Here is a 21,737-nt window from a genome sequence, read left to right as displayed (position 1 = left end):
AATGATGCATAACCATCCTTGCGGTGGTTGATATTAAAGCCATGAATAACACACAAACCAACGACACTTTTAAAAGATGGCCGATCGTAACGGCGCTTCTCATCGGGGCGTTTGTAGCCACCCTGAATCAGACGCTGATGAATGTGGCGCTGCCGAGCATGATGAAAGACCTGAATGTGAGCACCACGACCATACAATGGCTAACGACCGGATTTATGCTGGTCAACGGGGTACTGATTCCGGTCAGTGCCTTTTTGGTAGAACGGTTCTCGACAAGGCAGCTGTTCATTTCCTCGATGATTCTTTTCTCCGTCGGGACCTTGGTTTGCGGAATCGGTTCGAATTTTTCCATGGTGCTGATCGGTCGGTTGATTCAAGCCTGCGGAGCTGGCGTATTGATGCCGCTCATGTCCGTTATTTTCTTGACCATATTCCCGATTGAAAAACGCGGGCAAGCGATGGGAACGATGGGGATCGCCATGGTTTTTGCTCCGGCTGTAGGTCCGACGCTTTCGGGATGGATCGTTGAGCACCACCCATGGAACGCCTTGTTCTGGATCATCCTGCCGTTCGGCATTATCTCGATCATCCTTGGCTTCATTTTCATGAAAAACGTTCTTGATGTTTCGCGGCCGAAACTGGATATCGCGTCGATCATTTTATCGACCCTCGGTTTCGGAGGAATCCTGTACGGCTTTAGTGAAGCCGGAAGCGAAGGATGGGGGACGACCGAAGTGCTGGCGAGCCTGGTGATCGGAGCGGTCGCGCTCGTGCTGTTTCTGTGGCGGCAGTTGAAAAGCAAGCACCCGATGCTGGAATTCAGGGTGTTCCGGTATAATATGTATTCCCTGACAACGGTGATCAATGTCGTGGTTACGATGGCGATGTACGCAGCCATGATTCTGCTGCCGATCTATTTGCAGACCATCCGCGGCTTCTCGCCGATGGACTCCGGATTGCTGCTTATGCCCGGAGCGATTCTCATGGGGATCATGTCGCCGATAACCGGATTCATCTTCGACCGTATCGGTGCAAAATGGCTGGCTATAGTCGGTCTGGCGATTACGATCGTAACGACATGGGAATTCAGCAATTTGTCGGACAGCACCTCGTACACGCATCTGATCATCATCTATACGGTCCGGATGTTCGGGATGTCCATGCTCATGATGCCGATTCAAACAGCCGGGCTGAATCAGCTCCCCGCCAGACTCAACGCCCACGGCACGGCCATGTCCAACACGCTTCGGACGATAGCCGGAGCGCTCGGAACAGCCTTGCTTGTTTCGGTCATGTCAACGCGTACGAAGGACCGTATCACCGAAATGGTCATGGGGGCCGGAATCGATCCGAAAGCACCGGAAAATGCCCAAATGATGCTCCACATCACAAAGGAAGCGACGATCGACGGGATTGATTATGCGTTTGTCATCGCGACCTGGATCACTGCCCTGGCGTTTATTCTTTCGTTCTTCATCAAAAAGGTGAAGATTAACAGAGAAGGTCAAATAAAGTAATTAAAAACGGCCCCTTTCGCAGTTAGAGCGAGGGGGCCGTTTGACGAATGTGTGTATTAGCCGAGAGTTACGACAACTTGATGTACGCCGCCGTCGCCGATCGGAGCGATGATATTGCCTTCGACGTCTTTACCGTCGACAGTCATGCTCTTCACGCCTTTGGACACATGGTTCGGGTTGCTGATTTTGATAACATAGGTATCGCCGCGGAATACGCGCGTAATTTCGTATTCGTCCCATGCAGCCGGGATACAAGGATCAACCTTCAGGCCGCGGAAGTCCGCTTGAATACCGAGGATCGCTTGCGTAATGGCCACATAGTTCCAAGCAGCCGTACCCGTCAGCCAGGAGTTTTTCGCTTCGCCGTGGCGGACTGCGTCTTTACCGGCGATCATTTGCGAGTACACGTATGGCTCCATCCGGTGAACTTCGCTGATATCTTCCAGGTAAGCCGGAGCGATTTTCGAATACACTTCGAAAGCTCTGTCCCCATGACCGAGCACCGTTTCGGCGATCATGATCCAAGGGTTGTTGTGGCAGAAAATACCGGCATTCTCTTTGTAACCCGGAGGGTACGTCGAGATTTCGCCCAGGTTCAAATAGTATTTGGAATACGGAGGCTGCTGCAGCACGATACCGTATTTCGTATCCAGGCGATCCTTAACTGAAGTCATCGCCTTGTCGGCCAAACCTTCCTCTACGCCGATGCCGGCCATAACGCAAATGCCTTGCGGCTCGATGAAGATTTGTCCTTCTTCGTTTTCCTTGCTGCCGATTTTTTCGCCGTAGTGGTCATAAGCGCGCAGGAACCAGTCGCCGTCAAAGCCGTGTTCCAGCGTGATGGCGCGCATTTTTTCCGCATGTCCGGCCGCTTCCTTCGCTTCGTTATCAAGGCCGCGCATCCGGCAAATTTCTTCGAAGTCCGGGCTAACATAAACGAACAAACCTGCGATAAAGACGGATTCCGCGGTACCGCCTGCGATGTTTTCGGTCGTTTGGAACGATTCGCCTGGCTCCTTGGAGAAGCAGTTCAGGTTGAGGCAGTCGTTCCAGTCGGCACGGCCGATCAGCGGCAAACCGTGAGGCCCGAGGTTATGGATGACATGATAGTAGGAACGTTTCAGGTGCTCGAACAGGGTTGCCGTGTTGTCCGGGTTGCTGTCGAACGGAACTTGTTCGTCCAAAATGCTTACATCGCCGGTTTCTTTAATGTAAGCGGCGGTGCCGAGAATGAGCCACAACGGATCGTCGTTAAATCCGCTGCCGACTTCGTTGTTGCCTTTCTTGGTGAGCGGTTGATATTGGTGATATGCGCTGCCGTCTTCAAACTGCGTAGCGGCGATATCGAGAATCCGCTCTCTTGCGCGTTCAGGAATTTGATGCACGAAGCCGAGCAAATCCTGGTTGGAATCCCGGAAGCCCATGCCGCGGCCGATGCCGGACTCGAAATAGGAAGCGGAACGGGACATGTTGAACGTAACCATACATTGATACGGGTTCCAGATGTTGACCATCCGGTTCAGTTTGTCGTCGCCGCTGTTGATTTGATACTTGGACAGCAAACCGTCCCAATAAGTGGCGAGTTCGGCCAAAGCGCGGTCCACATCGGCGTCGGTCGCGAATTTTTCGATCATCGCCAGAGCCGGCTTCTTGTTGATCACGCTAGGAGCTTCCCATTTTTCCTCTTCAGGAACTTCAACATATCCGAGGATGAAAATCAGGCTTTGCTCTTCGCCCGGGGCAAGCGTCAGCTTCACTTCATGGGAGCCGATCGGGGACCAGCCGCTGGCCACGGAGTTGTTCGCTTTGCCTTGAACGACGGCCTGTGGCTCATGAAGACCGTTATACAAGCCGACGAACGACTCGCGGTCGGTATCGAAACCGTCGATGTTACGGTTTACGGAGTAGAAAGCATAGTGATTTCTGCGCTCGCGATATTCCGTTTTGTGATAGATGACCGAATCTTTGACTTCCACTTCGCCGGTGCTCAGGTTACGCTGGAAGTTCGTCATGTCGTCCTGGGCATTCCAGAGACAGAACTCGGCAAAGGAGAATAGGGATACCGTTTTGTTCTCGGAGCCGGTGTTTTTCACGGTCAGGCGATGTACCTCGCCGTTGTAGCCGAGCGGAATGAAAGCGAGCTGGTTGACGGAAATGCCGCCGCGCTCACCGGTAATCGAAGTATAGCCGAGGCCGTGGCGGCACTCGTAAAAATCAAGGTCGCGTTTAACCGGCATCCATCCCGGCGTCCAGAAGTCATCATTGCTGTGATCGCGAAGGTAGTAATAACGTCCGCCCGTATCCAGCGGGATATTGTTGTACCGGTAACGTGTCAGACGGCGCAAGCGCGCGTCGCGGTAAAACGTATAGCCACCGGCCGTATTGGAAATAAGTCCGAAAAATTGTTCATTGCCGAGATAGTTGATCCACGGGTAAGGGGTTTTTGGAGTATTAATGACATATTCTTTGCGAACGTCGTCAAAATGTCCGAATTTCATGAATAAATTCTCTCCTTTCGGTTGTGAACGCGCGTTTATTATCGAGAAAAGATACCGCCTCGTCCCGTCCCGTTCAAGGGAATGGGGGAGAGGCGCATGCTGCTTATCCAAGCAGCGGGCAGCACTTCCTTACGATCCGGCCGGTTTGCAGGAATCCCGAACCACGAGCCGGGAGGGAAAACTGACCGTGCTGAAGGTCGGTTCGTCGGCATTGCACAAGCCGATGACCTTCTCAACAGCCGCTTTGGCCATATCGCCGATCGGCAGCTTCACACTCGTTAGCTTGGGATGGATTCTGGAAGCCAGCTCCACATCGTCGAAGCCGACGAGCGAAATCTGGTCGGGAACGCTGACTCCAAGTTCGGCAAACGCTTCCATGGCCGCAATGGCCATATCGTCATTGGAACTGAACAGGGCGGTCGGTAAACGGCCGCTGACGGCCAATCTCCGGGCTTCCAGATAGGCGGTTTCCTTCAGAAAGTCGCCTTCGAGGATAAAATCCTCCACCAAGGGCAGTCCATGCTTCTTCAGCGTGTTCTCGAACGCCATAAACCGCTCGCGACCCGAGAAAGTGTTCATTCTTCCCTTGATGATGCCGATCTCTTTGTGGCCCAGCCCGATCAAGTATTCGATCGCTTCCGCCGTTCCCTCGTAATCCATCGAGTTGATGACCGCCAGATGATTTTTGTTCAGCCGTTCGGACATGATTTCAGAAATATCATAGTCAACAAGGACGAGCGGCGCCTCCTGGCTGACGAGTTCTCTCACCAGCTCGATATCTTTCTGAGTGCCGACAAGGATGCCTCCGTCGATGCGTTTCTGTTGAAACGCCTGTTTGATTTTCTGAAAATCACCCGGTGAATATACGGTATGAATCAGACAATAGAATCCGCGGGCGTTGGCCGTGTCGACAACCATATCGACGATCGGGGCAAAGTAGCTGTTCTGGTATATGCGGCTCGCGTCTTCCTTCTCGTTCATACTGATGGCGAACAGTCCGATCGTGTCGGTCCGCTTGCCGGCCAGCGCCCGGGCGAAGCTGTTGGGCTCGTAGTGATGCTCTTGGATGACTCGGAGCACCTTCGCCTTGGTCGCTTCGGGAACGTTAGGATAATTGTTGATGACGCGGGATACCGTGCTGCGGGAAACCCCGGCCAATTTGGCAATATCTTCGCTACGCATGTCGTTCCCTACTTTCTTGTAAACGCGCGTTTATGCCTCTATTGTAGTTGAAGGTGCCCGGTAAATCAATTATTTTTTTGACTCCAGATAACGTTTTATTAAATGAACCGCTTTGTCTTTGTTATCCGAATCGAGCCGTATGGTGATAAACATATCCTCCATGAAGAGAGGCAGCTGCTTTGCAAGTTCGGTATCGGAAACCTTGATGCCGTAAATATGCTCTTCGGGATTGTCCTCCGTCGTGCCTTTGATGAGCAAGCTGTCATCCACCAGGGGCTTCAGCTCTTGTTCCACTTCTTCATCCAGGCTTTCCAAAATATCGCTTCCGCCGATCCATTCAAAGGAGTTCTTGTCCAAAATGTAAACATCGGGTTTCTCCGTCGCAACGACGGCCGACGCTTTTTGCATGAAAGCCATATCATATGTGGTCGACGTTTCGCCAAGGGGCGGAAGGTAGGTAACGGTTACCTCCAGCCGTTTCCATTCAGGAATCTGCTGGGTCATCGCTTGTTCAAGCCCTTCGTCGCCGCCTTTTTCTTGATCCGACGTATAGTTGCCGAGGAACATGATCGACAAATCCACCGGAGGAAGGGCCGCTAGCCGTTTTTGCTCCTCACGGTGATTCATGAATGCCACCGTTCCGGCAATCACGACGATGACGGCGATCATTCCGAAGATGATCCGGCCCTTGTTAATGCGGAAAAAATCGTCGACCTTTTCGGCGGTGCCGGCAAATTTCCCCCATTTTCCGAAGCGCTCCCGGCTCATTTCGTCGATCTTGCTGCGTCCTTCATATTCGACGATCGTTTTGTAAGCCTTCAGCTTTTGCTCGTACTCATCGCTGTCGGATTGCTTCGAACGGGATCTGCGGAGCAATCGTTCGAATTCTTTCTCAACTTCCTCTCTGGAAGCGTTCTCGGAAAGCCCGAGAGTTTCGTAAGCTTTTTTCAATTCGTCCATCGGTAATCTCCTCTAATTCCGTGTGCACATTTGTACTAGATTTTATATGGAAAGCGGTTCTAGCATTTATTATACTTTGTATTTGAAGCGAAAGGAAATCCGATAGACTGCCTGCCGGAAACGGAGAACATAAATCGCCAAGGAATGACGCTCATCCCTTGGCGAATATAGGTTTTAGGCCTAAAAACCTTCTTATTGGACCCGGCGCATGGACAGAATCTTATCTTTCCAGTAACCGCTGTCGACGTCGCTGATTTGTACCCCCGGTTCCCCCCAGGTATGAATGATTTTGCCATCGCCGATGTAAATGCCGACATGGCCGGGAATTCGATCGGTTTCAAACCTTCCCGGAACCGAGAAAAAGACGAGGTCTCCGACCTGCAAATCGGATCTGGACACCGGGTGGCCGCGCTCAGCCTGATCTCTCGCCAGACGGGGAAGGCTGATTCCGTATTTTTTGAAAACGTGTTGGGTGAACGAGGAACAGTCAAAAGCTCTGGACTGCTCGTAAGGTGCCGCACCGAACACATAACGGACTCCCAGATATTGTCTTGCGTAGGAAACAAGCTCACTCCGGTTGGCGGGTATGCTGAGAATGTTCATGCGCTTATAGCTGGGTTGCTTAATTTTATTCCGATCCCGGCCTAAGCCGTTGTTCGCCAGCGAATCGATCCGCAGTTTTCCCGTGGCGCGATCATAACGGACATTCGTTTGCAGAAGGTCTCCAAGCGCCTCGGAGGTCATATGAATCTTGCCGTTCTGGCGGATCGGCGGCTGGGACAACGAAATTTGTTTACCGAAGGAAACCGCCGAACGCTGACTCGGTTCAACCTGGAACATCACATCGGTAAACCCTAATAAGGCAGCCGAGTCCGTCTCTTCCAGGCGTAAACCGAGCGATTCGGCGGCCTTGGAAAGGGGGATCCAATCGGTGTCTGCCGGAGCGCCTCCTTGATCCGAACGGAGGATCGGATGCTTGCCCGCCTGCGGCGTTGACTTTGCGGAAGGCCCGTTCGAATGAGAACCGCAGGCTGTACAAGCCAATAACAGGACTCCCGATAGCATAAGTCTGGTCATCTTGTTCATGTCGATGGTGATGCTGCGCATGTTCAAGTTGCACTCCTATCATGTAAGTTAAGGATATGTTGAAGTATGTTGAATTTGAGTTTTTTATATGCAAACGAATACGTTTGTTTTGAAGGTTTGAACATCAACTGAAGGAGTGTGTCAACATCAGCATGTGGGGCGGCTTGAGCATGAAGCAGAGCACACACCGTAAAACGTCGACGCATCGCAGAAATCTGTCGATCGCTACGTGGGAGGGAGTGCCCTCCGTAATTTTCCAGACATTGCTGCAAGGACAGTTTCTTACGGGGTTTGTGTTATATTTGGGGGCGACTTCGGGTCAACTCGGATTTATATTGGCCATAACGACATTCGTTAATATCGGGCAGTTGTTCGTTGCCTTTTACATTCAAAAAATACGCAGCCGAAAATGGGCGTTCGTCGCGTTCGGAACCATTCAGCGCATCTTGTGGGGGGCCACGGGGCTGGTGCCGTTTTTGTTTCCTGAGCGCTATTGGGTAACGGCATTTCTCGTTTTCTATATTACCGCTTTCTTATTCAACACGTTTGTGGCGATGCTCTGGAATTCGCTGATCAGCGATCTGGTTCCCGCAAGGGTCAGGGGACGTTATTTCGGCATCCGGAACACGATCATCAATGCTCTGGGGACCTTGTTTATGTATATGGGCGGGGTCATGCTCGACCATTATCCGGGCGGGCAAGGCTTCCTCTATTTATATATCGCGGCATGGATTTGCATTTTGGGGAATATCGTGATGTTTTTCTTCTATCCGGACCTCCCGTTCGAGCGTTCGGAAGAAAACAAGTTCATGCCGATGCTGCGAAAGCCCCTACTGGACAAATCGTTCATGAAATCGACGGGCTTTATCGCAGGCTTCATGTTTCTGCAATACCTTGTCGTTCCCATGTATTCCTATGTCATGCTGGAGCTTCTAAACATTAACTACCAGACGATCTCGCTCCTTAACGTCACGCAAACCTTATGTATGATGGCGAGCTTCTATGTCTGGGGCAGCCTGAACGCCCGGTTTAGCAACCGGCGCCTGCTTTTGAGCACGATGCCGATGATCGCCGCTGCGATTTTGGCCTGGGGGCTGCTCTCGTTTATACCGATGCTGCCTGTTTTGTTCCTGGCCCATGCAATTTTGGGAATCGGAATCGGGGGGTTCAACCAGCTCGCGTTCAATTTCATGATCGGGGATACCCCGAAGGCGGAGCGGCCGATGTATATGGCGATGTATTCGGCGATAACGGGGGTGGCTTGCTTCTTTGGTCCGCTGATCGGCGGGAAAATGTACGAATGGATCGAACCATGGCCGAAATGGTCCCAGGTGTTCGGAATGCAATTGGCGGTAGGCTTGCTTATGGTCGCATTGGCGATGACGCTGGGGCGCCGGATTTTGCGGGACGAATGAAGATTGTAATAACGTGACTTGGGATGGTGACTTTTGGAACGCCGTTTTGGTATAATCCATACCAGAGTTGAGCGATGATTAGCGCTTGAAGGGAGATTATAACAAATGACATTATTGAAAGCATTCGAAGGAACCTTTCAAGGGGAACCGGCGGTATTTTTGCAAGCCGGAAAATATGAGGCGATTTTGATTCCGGGCGTCGGCGGGAACCTGATCGCTTTCCGCGATACCGAAAACGGTTACCGTTTCCTGCGCGAACCGGCGGAGGGAGGAATCGAGGATTTTAAAGCGAACCCGGGCATTTACGGCATTCCGGTGCTGTTTCCGCCGAACCGCTATGAAGACGGGGTGTTTCCTTGGAAAGGGGAAGAATACCGTTTTCCGGTCAATGAACCGGCGACGGGCAACCACCTTCACGGTTTTCTGCACACGGCCCCTTGGCAGGTGGAAGAATTCGGGAATACGGAGCAAGAAAGCTATGTAACCGTAAAAATCACCGTGAATGAGCAGCATGATTCATATAAATACTTGCCTTTCCGTTATACGGTAAGACTGACTTACAAACTTGGCGAGAACGGTCTTTCGCAGCATTTGTTCGTCCGCAATGACGGGGACAAGGAAATGCCTTGCCTGCTGGCATTCCATACGGCGGTCAATGCTCCTTTCGCCGAAGGCAGCGCAGCGGCGGATTATAAAGTGAAGGCGACCATCGGGGAGCGTTGGGAATTGAATGAACGCATGCTGCCCACCGGCTCGTTCCAGCCGCTGACCGATGAAGAGAAGCAGCTTCGGGACGGGGGAGTGAACCCGTTCTTCGGACCGATGGATAACCATTATACGGCCGTCCCGCAAAACGGCAGAAACCGGATGGAGCTTACCGATACGAAACTCGGTGTTACCTTGGTCTATGACGTGGGAACATCGTACAAGCAATGGATGATTTGGAACAATGGAGCGACGGAAGGATTTTTCTGCCCGGAACCGCAAATCAATCTCGTCAACGCGCCGAAAGTGGATCTGCCTGCGGAGCAAATCGGCTTGTTCAGCCTTGAGCCGGGCGAAGTCTGGGAGGAAACCGCGCGCCTTTATTTGAAAGCATAAATAACGTCATGCAACGCACAAAAAAAGCAGCCCCGATCCGCTGACGGACGGGCTGCTTTTTTTGTGCCGCGAAGGCTAGACGACCTGATCGACATCCGGAGTCCGGCGGTTCGATACGGGCAGGAGTCGTTTGATCTGTTCCAGATTACGTCTCGGCACGTGAATCGTCTTGATCCCGTGCGTCTCATCGCGGAACAGGACGACATTGTCCCGGATTTCCGAGATTTTGAACAGATTGACATAACAGTTGGTGCTGATCCGGTAAAAAGAGGAGTCCGATATGAGTTTGGAGGTTTGCTCGGCAGAGAGTCTCTGTTTTATACTGTAATTTCTGCCGTGAAAACACACGAGCCCGTGGGCTCCGATTTTGAAGAAATAGGTGTCGTGCGGATTAAGATCCGCATACACGTCCTTTTCTTCCGGTCCGACATTCATCATTCCAAATTCCCCCTTTAGAAGATGTTGTGGAAGCGCTTGCAGTATACCATATTTTTACGCATTTGTGTAGAGGTGCTGGACTTTTTGAACAAATTGCGGAAGAATATAAAGGATTCGATGATTACATATAAAAGTAAGGAGGCTTTCACTTTGTCCGAAACCAAACAACGTTTACTGCTATTCGTCGGTTCTTACGCCGAAGCGTCGGACCCTGGAGTATATGTATATGAGCTAGATACGGCTGCGGGAAATTTCCGTCGCCTGGATGCCGCCGGAGGGATGAAAAATCCGACGTTTATTAATGTCGATCCTGAAAAGGCATTGCTCTACGCGATCTCGGAAGGGAAAACCGACGCGGGGGACCGAACCGGCGAAGTGGTCGCTTTTTCGATCGAGCCGGCAACCGGGAAATTAGCGGAGAAGAAGCGGGTAACCACGATCCAGCCTTCGACTTCGCATATTCAAAGGGATCGTCGCGGCAAGTTTCTGGCGGTTTCCGGCTATCACGGAGGCAATGTAGGACTGATCCGGTTAGCCGAAGACGGGATGCCCGCCGGGTTGACGGATGAAAGGCAGCATGAAGGGCACGGGGCGGACCCTGCAAGACAGGACCGGCCGCACCCTCACTCCGCCTGGTTTACGCCGGACAACCGGTATATGCTGGTCGCGGATCTGGGTCTTGATCTGGTACGGACGTATGCGCTCGATGAAGCGGCCGGTGCCGTTATTCCCCAAAGCGACGCCTCAACGCCTCCGGCCTCCGGACCGCGGCACCTCGCTTTTCATCCGGGCGGGCGCTTTGCGTATACGATCAACGAAGTCGGCAACTCGGTCACGGCTTACGCCTTCGATGCCGAAAGCGGAAGTTTAACGGCCATAGATACGCTCTCGACCCTGCCGGACGGATTCGACGGCGAGAATACGACCGCCGAGATCGCCGTCTCCAAAGACGGCCGTTATCTTTACGGGTCGAACCGGGGGCATGACAGCATCGTTCAATTCCGCATCGATCAGGAAACCGGAAAGCTGACAAAGATGGACTTTGTTTCAACCGAAGGCGGACATCCGCGCCATTTCGCGTTGACTCCCGACGGAGAATACGCGATCGTCGCCAACCGGGATTCGAACAATCTCGTTTTGTTCCGCATCGACAAAGAAAGCGGGAAGTGGCAATTCACGGGTCATACGGCCGAAGTATCCAAGCCGGTATGCGTTCAGCCGGTATGGCTGTAAGCTACTGTGTTTTCTTCGATTAAACCGTAAACAGTCCGGAATCCCGGATTCCTCTCCAGAGGGTTTCGAATTCAGGAATCGTAAGCTGCTGCGCGGCATCCGACAAGGCGTTCGGCGGATCAGGATGGACTTCGACCATAATGCCGTCGGCTCCGGCGGCCAGCGCGGCTTTGGCGCACGGCAGCAAAATGTCTTTACGGCCGGTGGAATGGCTAACGTCCACCAGGACGGGCAGATGCGTTTCCTGTTTTAAAAGCGGTATGGCGGTAATATCCAGGGTGTTTCTCGTCCACTTTTCATAGGTGCGAATCCCGCGCTCGATCAGCATCACTCTGGTATTTCCGCTTACCGCGATATATTCCGCCGCATATACGAATTCCTCCAGCGTGGCGGCGATGCCACGTTTCAGCAGGACCGGAATATTGGCGCCTCCCGCAGCTTTCAACAGCTCGAAATTTTGCATATTCCTGGCTCCGATTTGGATGATGTCGATGTATTGCTCCGCAAGTTCGATATGGCCGGGATGAACGATCTCGCTGATCGTCGCGAGTCCGAATTCGTCGGCGACTTCTTTGAGCATCCGCAAGCCGTCGATTCCAAGCCCCTGGAATTCGTACGGTGATGTTCTCGGTTTAAACGCACCTCCTCGCATGACCTTGATTCCCGATTCTTTCAAAGCCGACGCAACGGTTCGCAGCTGCTCGTAGGATTCGACAGAGCAGGGCCCCGCAATCATTACCTGGGCGGTTCCGCCGATGACGGCGTTTTTGGCCTCGATGACGGTATCCTCGGATTTGGTTTTCCGGCTGACAATCAGCTCTTTTTTCTGAACGGTTTGGCTCATGGTACCACTCCTTTTGATATGTTCTTTTTCCCGGATAACGTAAAAAGGCTGCCTAATCAAGGGACGGATTACTCCGCGGTACCACCCTTGTTAGACAACCTTCTCGGTTTCTCGGCTTTAGGCACGGATAACGGTGTGCGGCCGGATTTCCCTACAGCTTTTATAAAAAAAGGTTCAGGAATCGACTCGGGAGCGAACTTCGGCGGTACGGCTCCATCGGTGTGCTCTCAGTCTACCGGCACCACCGTCCCTGTTCGGACGCATCCGCTTACTTTTCTCCGTCATCGTCATTTCGCATGTACATTACGTAATTAATTCGAGATTATATGCCGCACATTTTGAAATAGCAAGGCGTTGCAGGCCAGCGAGGCAACTGTGAAGCTTCATTGCTTTAAAGCCGGGATGAGTTATTTTTTCGTTCCAACGCGAAAATGTCCGAGCCTGGCTGCTTGCTTTTGGCGCCTATGCTCGCTTAAGATTAACACATAGGAGTTGTAATGTAAGTTTAAAGAGAGAGCAGGTTGCCGATGATGACGTTTTTTAAAGAGTTGTTTCAAATACCCGGTGTGAGAAGAGTTTTGGCTTTATTGTTTGTCATTCTCGTTTTGTACTATTCCCGCAGCATGTTGAACATGATCCTGATTACGTTTATTTTGACCTATCTCATCAATCGGCTGCACAATTTCATTACGCGCAATGTGGAACGGTTCGTCCGAATCAACCGAAAAATAACGATCCTTCTGATCTACGCCGTCATGATTTCGCTTTTGGTTTACGCAATATATTACTATCTTCCCGTTTTTATCGCCGAGTTGACCGATCTTGTGAACCAGGTGATCTCGTTTTACGACAACCCGCCTTCCGATTTGCCGGATAATCTCGTTTGGAACTTCCTGGTCGATTCCCTCAAAGATATTGACCTTACTACCTACATTGAAGGCGGATTTACGTTCCTTCTCGGCACGATTTCCGATATCGGCAAGTGGAGCCTGAATTTGTTCGTGGCGATCGTCCTCAGCTTGTTCTTCCTGCTGGAGAAAGAAAAGGTCACGAATTTCACCGCGAAATTCAAGGCAAGCCGGGCATCCGTCCTGTTTGTGGAATTGGAATACTTCGGCAAAAAATTCGTACATTCCTTCGGCAAAGTGATCGAGGTTCAATTTTTGATTGCACTGGTCAACTCGGTGTTGTCGACGCTTTTCCTGTGGCTGTTCGGGTTTCCGAATTTGATCGCCCTCGCGATCATGATATTCCTGCTTGGCCTGATTCCGGTCATGGGCGTCATTATATCCTTGATCCCGCTGTGCGCGATCGCCTTCAAAATCGGCGGACTCGTCAAAATCGTTTACGTCCTGGTGATGATTGCCGTGGTACATGCGGTGGAAACCTATTTTCTCAACCCGAAGTTCATGTCCGACAAAACGCATCTGCCTATTTTTTATACCTTCCTGATCTTGCTCGTCTCGGAGCATTTCTTCGGCGTATGGGGATTGATCGTGGGCGTGCCGATCTTCATGTTTTTGCTCGATATTTTGGAGGTCCCCGTCAGTGGGGGCAAGCGGAAAGCAAAGATGGCCGTGAACGAGGAATAACCTCGTATTACTGAAAAAAGGGGAGCCGGTAGTCGTCAACTACTATCGGTTACCCCTTTTTTGTTTAATGCTGATGCAGCCAATGGATCTGGTTATGCGGTTGGTCCATCGCCGGGTGTCCGGGCTTTTCCTGTTTCCAGGTGCGGTGGATGATCACCTTCAATCTATCGGGCAAGGAAGCTTTGATTTTGGCGGCCTTCTCGCTGTCGATTTTACCCTCCGCGACGGCTTTGTCGATATTGGCGGATGCCGTTTCGGTTAATTTCTTGATGTATTCTCCTTCACTCCAACCTTTGGCTTCCTGAACAATTTGAAGCAGGGTCTTTCCCTTTTTCAACTGTTCCACAATGATTTTTGGCTCCATGCCAAGCAGGTCTGCCGTATCTTTAACGATATGGCCCCCGCGGAAGTGACGTAACGGAGGGTGATTGCGATTCTCATGGGACTGGCCGGGCTCCGTCGTTTCCGTCATTTGCCGGACACCCTCGGGAGTTTTCGCGAATACGGAACCCGTTACGGCGGGAGCCAGGGCGAGCATCAAAGCAAGCCCGCCGGCAGCAAGGCCTTTCAGCTGATTCATAGACTTTTTCCACCTCTTCGTTTAGAATAATTTGGGCCTTACATTCCTATATTGTTGACAAAATGAGCGGAATCATTTCAGTAACGGGTAAAAAATGATCATAGGAACCATGCCCCGCATCTTGTTTAATCATGCAACTTATATAGCGAACAATCAGGAGGAATTCGACGTGACGTTTGGCGCCAGAATGCTCAAAACGGGACTAGCCGTCGTGCTGGCTCTTTATGCAACGAGTTGGCTTGAACTGTCTCCGCCGGTCATCGCCGCCGTAGCTTCCATCTTTGCGATGCAGCCGACGATTTACCGGTCATGGAGATATTTGATGGATCAACTTCAGACAAACACCTTGGGCGCCGTTTTGGCGATGATCGGAGGGATGCTGTTCTCGAACGAACCTATCGCGGTAGGGCTCGTATGTATCCTGGTTATTATGATTTGTCTTAAATTAAAAATGGGGGATACGATCGGCATTACGCTGGTTACCGTCGTCTCCGTCATGGAGGCTTCAGGGCAGTGGGAATTTGCGCTTAACCGGTTCGGTCTCAGCTTGATAGGCATTATTTCCGCGTTTATCATTAATGTCGCTGTTTTTCCGCCTAAGCCGAAAGTCCAATACATCCATCAGATCCGGGAAACGTTCGATAAATTGTCATTGCTGCTAAGGACGGCGATTTCCGATGAAATGAAGGAAACGGTATTCCGCGAGGAGAAGCGCAAGCTGGAGGACGCGATCCATTCATTGGACGATAAATACAAGCTGATGGAAGAGGATCAAAAGAAACTGAAGACGCCGAAGTTCAGCGATGCGAGGCAAATCGTCGTTTACAAACAGATGCTGAGAACGCTTCGCAAGGGATACGAAGTGCTGGATGCGGTGGAGCAGCATTATTTCCAGGCAAACCGCACGCCCGAGCTGAATCACGTTTTTGACCAGCATCTTGAAAAGCTCACGAAATTTCACGAGCATATCATGTTGAAGTTCGACGATAAATTGAAGCCGAACGTGCTGGAATCCAGCCAATTCGAACAGGAGAACGACGAATTTTTGCGGGAAATGCTGGACCGCTATGCGCTGCAGCGCGAAGGGGTGCTCAGGCTGTCGATCGTATCGGCGGAAATGTACGAATACGGGCATCAGTTGGAGCGGCTGAACCGGTTGGCGGATCACAGCCATGCTCCCGGGGAAGAATGAAGTAGAACATATGAAAGGGGTGTCCGATACGGCAGAAGCCTGCATCGGACACCCCTTGATTTAAAAAAGAGATCAGAATATTGAAATCATCGCATAAAATGGATACAATAGAAGATGGACTGTAAAAATGAAGTTAAACATAAATATCCTGATCGAATTATATCACATAACTTGATTGGTGTCAATAGGTACTGTTTAACTGGGATGGCCCACATATAGTTTAACAAGAGGAGCGATCAATTTGAACGGAACGGATCATGCCTGGCAGGAGGAACAACGGCGGGTCGAGGTTGTGGCGAACCGGATCGAGGCCAACATATCCCGGCTCGAGGGGGAAGTCGGAAACGTGCGCGAGGATGTCGTCTCGATGCGCAAAGAATTTTGGGATGAAGTCACCGTCAATTTCAGCGAAGCCGACGATGTCGGGGAAACGTCAACAAGCTTGCGCCAGCAATCGCAAGTGTTGTCGGAACGCGAAAAAAGCCATCAGCACGCCTTTGCCGCCCTTGGCAAGATGAAACGGCTGAAGCAATCGCCGTATTTCGGCCGGATCGATTTCGCCGAGAACGGTGAAAGTCCGGAAGCCATTTATCTGGGGATCGCCTCCCTACTGGACGAACGGGATGAGAACTTCCTGATTTATGACTGGCGCGCCCCTATTTCGAATTTATATTACGATAGTGTTCCGGGACCGGCTTCCTACCAAACCCCGTCGGGAACGATCGAGGGCACGATGTCGTTGAAGCGGCAGTTCGTCATCCGCGACCGCGAAATCAAAGTGATGTTCGACACAGGCGTAACGATCGGGGATGAGCTTCTCCAGCAAGTGCTCAGCCGCAGCTCGGATGCGCAAATGAAAAGTATCGTGGCCACGATTCAAAAAGAGCAAAACCGGATTATCCGCAACGACAAAAGCCGAATGCTGATCGTGCAGGGAGCGGCAGGCAGCGGCAAAACGTCGGCGGCCCTTCAGCGGGTCGCCTACCTGCTCTACAAACACCGCGAAACGCTGCAGGCCGATCAAATGATTTTATTTTCGCCAAATCCGATGTTTAACAGCTATGTATCGACCGTTCTTCCGGAGCTTGGCGAGGAAAATATGCTGCAAACGACGTTTCAGGAATATTTGGAGCATCGCCTGGGCCGGGAATTCCAGCTTGAGGATCCTTTTATCCAAATGGAATACGTGCTTTCCGAAAAAGAAGATGAGGCGTACAGCGCGCGGATCGGCGGCATCCGTTACAAATCATCTTCTTTGTTCCTGGATGTAATCAACCGTTACAAAACCGTACTCGAACGCAACCACATGAAATTCAAGCCGGTCCGTTTTCAGGGCAAGGAGGTTGTCTCGGCGGAGGCGATTGCCGGAATGTTCTACGGCTATGATCCGGGCATCCGGCTGGCGAACCGCTGCGAGTTGCTGAAGGAATGGCTGCTTAAGGAAATCGCCGCCTTCGGCAAGCGGGAACTGAATGAACCCTGGGTGGAGGAGCAAATTCAATTGCTTGATACGGAAGACTACCAGCGGGCCTATCAGCGGATGCGGCGAAACCAGCAGCGGAGACATGATTCGTTCAGCGATTATGAGGTGGAAAAAACAATTTTGGCCAAAATGGTCGTCAGCGACCGGCTGAAGCCGTTGCGGAAATGGGTGAAGTCCCTCCGTTTTATCGATGTGACCAAGCTGTATGCCCAATTGTTTCGGGAGCCTGCGCTGATTTCGGAAATCGGCGGCAGCGAGCTGCCGGAACACTGGGATGCCATTTGCGGACAAACGCTTGAAAAAATCGGAGATGGTGAGCTCTTTTATGAAGACGCGACTCCGTTCCTTTATCTCAAAGAGCTGGTCATGGGATTCAGGTCGAATACGGCGATTCGCCACGTCATTATCGATGAAGCCCAAGATTACTCGCCATTCCAGCTTAACTTCCTGAAACGATTGTTTCCGCGTGCGCGGATGACGGCGCTTGGGGATTTGAACCAGGCGATTTATGCGCACGCTTCGGTTCTTCAGCAATCCAATGTGCTCGCCGATCTTTACGGGGAGGGCCAAAGCGAGCTCATTCAACTTGTGCAGAGCTATCGGTCAACCCGCGAGATCGTGGAATTTACCCGCGCCATGATCCCCGGGGGGGAGGCGATTGTTCCGTTTAACCGGCCGGGGGAGAAACCCGAAGTGATCACGGTATCGGGCATTGCCGACCTGCATGGCCGGCTTCGCGAAGATATCGGAGCGCTTCGGTCGGAAGGCTACGAAACGATTGCGGTAATCTGCAAAACCGCGGCGGAAAGCCTGGAAGCGTACAACGAACTCTCCGGGGTCCTGCCGGTCAAACTGATCAAGAAAACGACGTTGTCGTTTGAAAAAGGGATCCACATTATTCCGGCATACTTGGCCAAAGGAGTCGAGTTCGACGCGGTGCTGATCTACGACGGTTCGGACCGGAAATATACGCGGGAGACGGAGAGAAAATTATTCTATACCGCATGTACGCGGGCGATGCACCTGCTGCACATTTATTCCCTCGGGGAGCCCAGCCGGTTTATCCGTGAGGCCGGGAAAGACGCGTACATTCAGACTTTCTGAGGCGTGGGTATATTTTTCGGAATTCCAACCAAACTACTCAATATTACATTGCGATTGCTACGATATTGAAGGGTGGCCGAAGGAACGATGGACGAAAAAAAAGGGGATCTCGCTGCGCTTGCATCCATTCCGCTCATCATGACATTAGGCAATTCCATGCTGATCCCGGTTTTGCCGGAAATATCCCGCAAACTGAATGTGTCTTCTTTTCAAGTCAGCATGATTATTACGGTGTATGCAGTGGTTGCGATATTGCTTATTCCCGTCGCCGGATATCTTTCCGATAAGTGGGGCCGCAAAAAAATCATCGTTCCGAGCCTCCTGATCGCCGGGGTCGGCGGCGCGATTTCAGGCGTTGCCCCATGGTTCGGGGACGGTGCATTCGTATATTGGCTTATCATTGCAGGCCGCCTCTTACAGGGGGTTGGCGCAGCGGGCGCATTCCCCATCGTTTTGCCGCTTGTCGGCGATATGTTCAGCGATGAAGACGATGTGAGCCACGGCCTGGGAATTATTGAAACGGCCAATACGTTTGGTAAGGTACTGAGCCCGATTCTCGGCGCATTGCTGGGTGCCTGGATTTGGTACGCTCCGTTTCTGTCCATTCCGGTCCTTTGTCTCGTTTCGCTGCTGCTTGTCCTGTTTTTTGTCAAGGAGCCTGAACGGAAGCATGAGGTCAAGCCGTTGAAGCCTTTTTTGAAATCCGTGAAGAAAGTGCTGGCTTCCAAGGGGCGTTGGATCTACGCGATTTTCGCCATCGGTTGCATCTGCATGTTCTTATTGTTTGGAGTGTTGTTTTATTTGTCGGACCAACTCGAGACGAAATACGGATTGGACGGCGTCCTGAAAGGGCTTGTGCTCGCGATCCCGCTGGCTGCGCTTTGTCTGGCGTCGTATTTGACGGGCAAAAAAATCGGCAAAAACAAACCTTTGATGAAATGGAGCGGGGTGGCCGGACTCGTGTTGGCGACAGCCGCATTGTTCGGAATCAGCTTTTTCAACAATATTTATTACGTGATTGCCTGCTTGTTCGTATGCGGCGCCGGAATCGGAATCGTTCTGCCTAGTTCGGACGCGCTGATTACGGAAGGAATCGATAAAGAACTAAGAGGAACGATCACCTCCTTATACAGCAGCATGAGATTTATCGGAGTCTCCCTTGGCCCTCCCGTCATTACGATTCTCATGAACTCGGGCCATATGATGATGTTTATCGTGATCGGAGCGGTATCCCTCGTCGCGGTCATCCTGCAGCTGATCAAAGTCAAACCGGAACCGGACAAGGGGAAAGGCGGCGAACCGAAATCCAAAAGCAAGGGCAAAATGCCTCGTCCTATCCGGCAAGTTTAAGGTGATTTATTTCCTAGCCGCCCGCCTCAGACATTTCCTACAATTGTGAGAAATGGATGATTTATGTCTGGGGGAATATGAATGAACAATCGACGTGGGGGGATAGGGTGGTTTCTCGGAATCGCGGTGATTTTGCTGGGGATTCTGCTTGCCGTCAATTACTTGAGCCAAGACAAGAAGGCGGCAGGCGACTTTGATGACGGTGTACCAGTGGAAAAGGCGGGCTCTGACGATTTTAACCTAAACTACCAGCCCTATATCGGCGATCCGGATGCGGATATCCAAATCGTGGAGTTTGCCGATTACAAGTGTCCGGCTTGCAAACATTGGAAGGATGAAGTGCTCCCCGAACTGAAGCGGGAGTACCTGGATACCGGAAAGGCTGTTTATTACTATATCGATATGCCTTTCCTCGCGCCGGATTCAACCCTGGCGGCCTTGGCCGGCGAAACGCTGTACCAGCAGGATCAGGACCTGTTCTGGACGTATTTCGATCTCATGATGAAGCACCAGGGGGACAAGCGTGACGAATGGGCAAACAGGGACTTTATCGTTCGGCTCGTTCAAGAAAACATTCAGGGTGCCGACCTTGAGCGGTTCATCAAGGAACTGGATGACCGTAAATATGCGGCAAATATCGAAAAGGATATCGAAATCGCGGAGAACCACGCGGTGGACGGGACGCCGACCGTGTTTGTCAACGGGGTCATGGCTGAGGATGCTTCCTTTGCAGGAATTCAGGACGCCATCGGAAACCGGTAATCAATTGCAGCGAACAAAGCGGCTTTGGGACTTGTCCCGGGAATCGCGGTTCGCTGTTCTTTTTTACGGGGATTTTTGATATGATATTAGCTGATTCGCAGTCATCGGGACTGTTTGTTACATAGATTTTCGTACTGTTTTCCTCCGGATAATTTGGATGGGAGAGCATTTTGGCAATTACACTTTCGGGAGGCGTTATAGCAATGAATGCAAAACAAGCAGCGGGTTACCGGGCTGCCGAATGGGTCCAGGACGGGATGATCGTCGGTTTGGGTACGGGGTCCACGGCTTATTACGCCATTGAGAAAATTGGCGAGAGAGTAGCGAATGGACTGCAAATTCGGGCGATTGCAACCTCGAACGCGTCGGAAGAGCTTGCAAAGAAGTATGGGATTCCGCTTATTCAAGCATCGGAAGTGGATCGGCTGGATATAGCGATCGACGGAGCGGATGAAGTGGATCCGGACATGTCGCTGATCAAGGGAGGCGGCGGTGCCCTGCTGCGGGAGAAGGTCGTGGCCATCAACAGCGACCGTTTTATCGTCATCGCGGACAGCGGCAAGTCGGTGCCGCATTTGGGGAAATTCAAGCTTCCGATCGAAATCGTACCGTTCTGCTACGAATGGACGCTTCGCCAGCTGCAAAGCCGTTATGGCGTACCGTTCGAGATGCGGACCCGCGACGGAGAGCTTTATGTCACGGACAACGGAAACTATATCGCGGATGCCTCGTTCGGGATCATCGAGTCTCCGGCACGCCTCAGCGAAGAGCTTAGCAGGATCACCGGCGTGGTGGATCACGGTTTGTTCGTCGGCATCGCGGATACGGTGGTCATCGGATATGACGATGGCCGCACCGAAGTGATCGAGAAATAAAGCTAAGGAGGACTTGCCGTGCTTGTACAAATTACCGAATTTCCTCCGAAGCCGGAGATCCGTGAACTGATGGAATATGCGGTCGGGTTCGAACCGGAGCTTGAGGAACAGGCTTGGAAAACATATGGTTCTTCCCGGAACGCCGAGCTGTACGCTTATGAAGATGAAGGGGAAAGGATCGGCCTGATCGGCGTCGAGCAGGATAATCAAGGGCAGTTAAACATCCTGCATCTGGCCGTTCGACCCGAGGACCGGTTGAAGGGTTATGGGCGAGGCATGATTTTGGACATGCTTTTGCTTAAAAAGCCGCAGACCGTTACCGCGGTTACCGACGATGAAGGGGCGGATTTCTTTCGCAACATCGGATTCAGCGTGAGCGGATTTATCGGCCAGGCCGGCGGCGCGGAGATGTTCCGCTGCTTTTACGAGGCGGAAGCCGAGGAAGAAAATTAAACGAACGGCAAGCACCGGATTATCGGGGTTTGCCGTTTTTTTATGCCGATGGCACTCATTGACGGGAGCCCA

Annotated in this window: 17 protein-coding genes and 1 pseudogene; 11 read left to right on the top strand and 7 right to left on the bottom strand. The window is 51.7% G+C overall.

Annotated elements, in window-relative coordinates:
- Nucleotides 1-41 precede the first annotated feature (41 nt).
- Nucleotides 42-1,517, top strand: coding sequence for a DHA2 family efflux MFS transporter permease subunit (locus ACSFXJ_RS16070; RefSeq protein WP_435921340.1), 1,476 nt, complete (start codon nucleotides 42-44; stop codon nucleotides 1,515-1,517).
- Between the two features lie 56 nt (nucleotides 1,518-1,573).
- Here the strand turns inward: ACSFXJ_RS16070 and ACSFXJ_RS16065 are convergent, their stop codons facing one another.
- From ACSFXJ_RS16065 to ACSFXJ_RS16050, 4 genes are all read right to left on the bottom strand, one after another.
- Nucleotides 1,574-4,015 carry a GH36-type glycosyl hydrolase domain-containing protein gene (locus ACSFXJ_RS16065; protein WP_435921339.1) on the bottom strand — a complete coding sequence of 814 codons (2,442 nt, stop codon included), beginning with the start codon at nucleotides 4,013-4,015 and terminating at the stop codon, nucleotides 1,574-1,576.
- A 129-nt stretch (nucleotides 4,016-4,144) separates the two neighbouring features.
- A complete protein-coding gene (locus tag ACSFXJ_RS16060) occupies nucleotides 4,145-5,197 on the bottom strand; it encodes a LacI family DNA-binding transcriptional regulator (RefSeq protein WP_435921338.1) in 1,053 nt (350 codons plus the stop codon).
- 69 nt (nucleotides 5,198-5,266) lie between these two features.
- Nucleotides 5,267-6,157 carry a molecular chaperone DnaJ gene (locus tag ACSFXJ_RS16055; RefSeq protein ID WP_435921337.1) on the bottom strand — a complete coding sequence of 297 codons (891 nt, stop codon included), beginning with the start codon at nucleotides 6,155-6,157 and terminating at the stop codon, nucleotides 5,267-5,269.
- Between the two features lie 192 nt (nucleotides 6,158-6,349).
- On the bottom strand, nucleotides 6,350-7,264 hold the full coding sequence (locus tag ACSFXJ_RS16050; RefSeq protein WP_435921336.1) for a C40 family peptidase: 915 nt from the start codon (nucleotides 7,262-7,264) through the stop codon (nucleotides 6,350-6,352).
- 149 nt (nucleotides 7,265-7,413) lie between these two features.
- Here ACSFXJ_RS16050 and ACSFXJ_RS16045 point away from each other — a divergent pair, with 149 nt between their 5' ends.
- Together ACSFXJ_RS16045 and ACSFXJ_RS16040 are read left to right on the top strand one after the other, a co-directional pair.
- Complete coding sequence (locus ACSFXJ_RS16045; RefSeq protein ID WP_435921335.1) at nucleotides 7,414-8,658, top strand: MFS transporter; 1,245 nt, start codon at nucleotides 7,414-7,416, stop codon at nucleotides 8,656-8,658.
- 105 nt (nucleotides 8,659-8,763) lie between these two features.
- A complete protein-coding gene (locus ACSFXJ_RS16040; protein ID WP_435921334.1) occupies nucleotides 8,764-9,759 on the top strand; it encodes an aldose 1-epimerase in 996 nt (331 codons plus the stop codon).
- A gap of 75 nt (nucleotides 9,760-9,834) precedes the next feature.
- Here the strand turns inward: ACSFXJ_RS16040 and ACSFXJ_RS16035 are convergent, their stop codons facing one another.
- The gene (locus ACSFXJ_RS16035; protein WP_435921333.1) at nucleotides 9,835-10,197 is read right to left on the bottom strand and encodes a LytTR family transcriptional regulator DNA-binding domain-containing protein; all 363 of its coding nucleotides are present in this window, start codon (nucleotides 10,195-10,197) and stop codon (nucleotides 9,835-9,837) included.
- Nucleotides 10,198-10,347: 150 nt separating this feature from the next.
- On the opposite strand from ACSFXJ_RS16035, the gene ACSFXJ_RS16030 reads away from it, so the two are divergent.
- Nucleotides 10,348-11,430, top strand: a complete 1,083-nt coding sequence (locus ACSFXJ_RS16030) for a lactonase family protein (RefSeq protein ID WP_435921332.1) — start codon at nucleotides 10,348-10,350, stop codon at nucleotides 11,428-11,430.
- A 19-nt stretch (nucleotides 11,431-11,449) separates the two neighbouring features.
- Here ACSFXJ_RS16030 and ACSFXJ_RS16025 read toward each other — a convergent pair.
- Nucleotides 11,450-12,301, bottom strand: a pseudogene (locus ACSFXJ_RS16025) (bifunctional 3-deoxy-7-phosphoheptulonate synthase/chorismate mutase); the annotation flags it as partial.
- A 503-nt stretch (nucleotides 12,302-12,804) separates the two neighbouring features.
- Here ACSFXJ_RS16025 and ACSFXJ_RS16020 point away from each other — a divergent pair.
- Complete coding sequence (locus tag ACSFXJ_RS16020) at nucleotides 12,805-13,866, top strand: AI-2E family transporter (protein ID WP_435925783.1); 1,062 nt, start codon at nucleotides 12,805-12,807, stop codon at nucleotides 13,864-13,866.
- A 64-nt stretch (nucleotides 13,867-13,930) separates the two neighbouring features.
- Here the strand turns inward: ACSFXJ_RS16020 and ACSFXJ_RS16015 are convergent, their stop codons facing one another.
- Complete coding sequence (locus ACSFXJ_RS16015; protein ID WP_435921331.1) at nucleotides 13,931-14,446, bottom strand: hypothetical protein; 516 nt, start codon at nucleotides 14,444-14,446, stop codon at nucleotides 13,931-13,933.
- 169 nt (nucleotides 14,447-14,615) lie between these two features.
- Between ACSFXJ_RS16015 and ACSFXJ_RS16010 the strand changes: the two genes are divergently transcribed.
- The 6 genes from ACSFXJ_RS16010 (at nucleotide 14,616) to ACSFXJ_RS15985 (ending at nucleotide 21,665) form a co-directional block, all read left to right on the top strand.
- Nucleotides 14,616-15,638: an FUSC family protein gene (locus ACSFXJ_RS16010; protein WP_435921330.1), complete on the top strand. Its 1,023-nt coding sequence runs from the start codon at nucleotides 14,616-14,618 to the stop codon at nucleotides 15,636-15,638.
- Between the two features lie 241 nt (nucleotides 15,639-15,879).
- On the top strand, nucleotides 15,880-18,225 hold the full coding sequence (gene helD / locus ACSFXJ_RS16005; RefSeq protein WP_435921329.1) for an RNA polymerase recycling motor HelD: 2,346 nt from the start codon (nucleotides 15,880-15,882) through the stop codon (nucleotides 18,223-18,225).
- A gap of 87 nt (nucleotides 18,226-18,312) precedes the next feature.
- Nucleotides 18,313-19,575, top strand: a complete 1,263-nt coding sequence (locus ACSFXJ_RS16000) for an MFS transporter (protein WP_435921328.1) — start codon at nucleotides 18,313-18,315, stop codon at nucleotides 19,573-19,575.
- A gap of 81 nt (nucleotides 19,576-19,656) precedes the next feature.
- Nucleotides 19,657-20,337, top strand: coding sequence for a DsbA family protein (locus ACSFXJ_RS15995; RefSeq protein WP_435921327.1), 681 nt, complete (start codon nucleotides 19,657-19,659; stop codon nucleotides 20,335-20,337).
- A gap of 203 nt (nucleotides 20,338-20,540) precedes the next feature.
- Complete coding sequence (rpiA, locus tag ACSFXJ_RS15990) at nucleotides 20,541-21,212, top strand: ribose-5-phosphate isomerase RpiA (protein ID WP_435921326.1); 672 nt, start codon at nucleotides 20,541-20,543, stop codon at nucleotides 21,210-21,212.
- An 18-nt stretch (nucleotides 21,213-21,230) separates the two neighbouring features.
- Nucleotides 21,231-21,665, top strand: coding sequence for a GNAT family N-acetyltransferase (locus ACSFXJ_RS15985; protein WP_435921325.1), 435 nt, complete (start codon nucleotides 21,231-21,233; stop codon nucleotides 21,663-21,665).
- Nucleotides 21,666-21,737 lie beyond the last annotated feature (72 nt).

This window comes from Paenibacillus salivarius (assembly GCF_051307165.1).
Classification (GTDB): domain Bacteria; phylum Bacillota; class Bacilli; order Paenibacillales; family Paenibacillaceae; genus Fontibacillus.
Note: the sequence above shows the minus strand (reverse complement) of the source record. Positions and strands in the feature narration are given on the sequence as shown.

Coding starts and splice junctions, on each gene's coding strand:
- ACSFXJ_RS16035 (WP_435921333.1), bottom strand. CDS start 10,197: ATGATGAATGTCGGACCGGAAGAAAAGGACGTGTATGCGGATCTTAAT.
- rpiA (WP_435921326.1), top strand. CDS start 20,541: ATGAATGCAAAACAAGCAGCGGGTTACCGGGCTGCCGAATGGGTCCAG.
- ACSFXJ_RS16000 (WP_435921328.1), top strand. CDS start 18,313: ATGGACGAAAAAAAAGGGGATCTCGCTGCGCTTGCATCCATTCCGCTC.
- ACSFXJ_RS15995 (WP_435921327.1), top strand. CDS start 19,657: ATGAACAATCGACGTGGGGGGATAGGGTGGTTTCTCGGAATCGCGGTG.
- ACSFXJ_RS16020 (WP_435925783.1), top strand. CDS start 12,805: ATGACGTTTTTTAAAGAGTTGTTTCAAATACCCGGTGTGAGAAGAGTT.
- ACSFXJ_RS16055 (WP_435921337.1), bottom strand. CDS start 6,157: ATGGACGAATTGAAAAAAGCTTACGAAACTCTCGGGCTTTCCGAGAAC.
- ACSFXJ_RS16065 (WP_435921339.1), bottom strand. CDS start 4,015: ATGAAATTCGGACATTTTGACGACGTTCGCAAAGAATATGTCATTAAT.
- ACSFXJ_RS16050 (WP_435921336.1), bottom strand. CDS start 7,264: ATGCGCAGCATCACCATCGACATGAACAAGATGACCAGACTTATGCTA.
- ACSFXJ_RS16015 (WP_435921331.1), bottom strand. CDS start 14,446: ATGAATCAGCTGAAAGGCCTTGCTGCCGGCGGGCTTGCTTTGATGCTC.
- ACSFXJ_RS16060 (WP_435921338.1), bottom strand. CDS start 5,197: ATGCGTAGCGAAGATATTGCCAAATTGGCCGGGGTTTCCCGCAGCACG.
- ACSFXJ_RS16040 (WP_435921334.1), top strand. CDS start 8,764: ATGACATTATTGAAAGCATTCGAAGGAACCTTTCAAGGGGAACCGGCG.
- ACSFXJ_RS16045 (WP_435921335.1), top strand. CDS start 7,414: ATGAAGCAGAGCACACACCGTAAAACGTCGACGCATCGCAGAAATCTG.
- ACSFXJ_RS16070 (WP_435921340.1), top strand. CDS start 42: ATGAATAACACACAAACCAACGACACTTTTAAAAGATGGCCGATCGTA.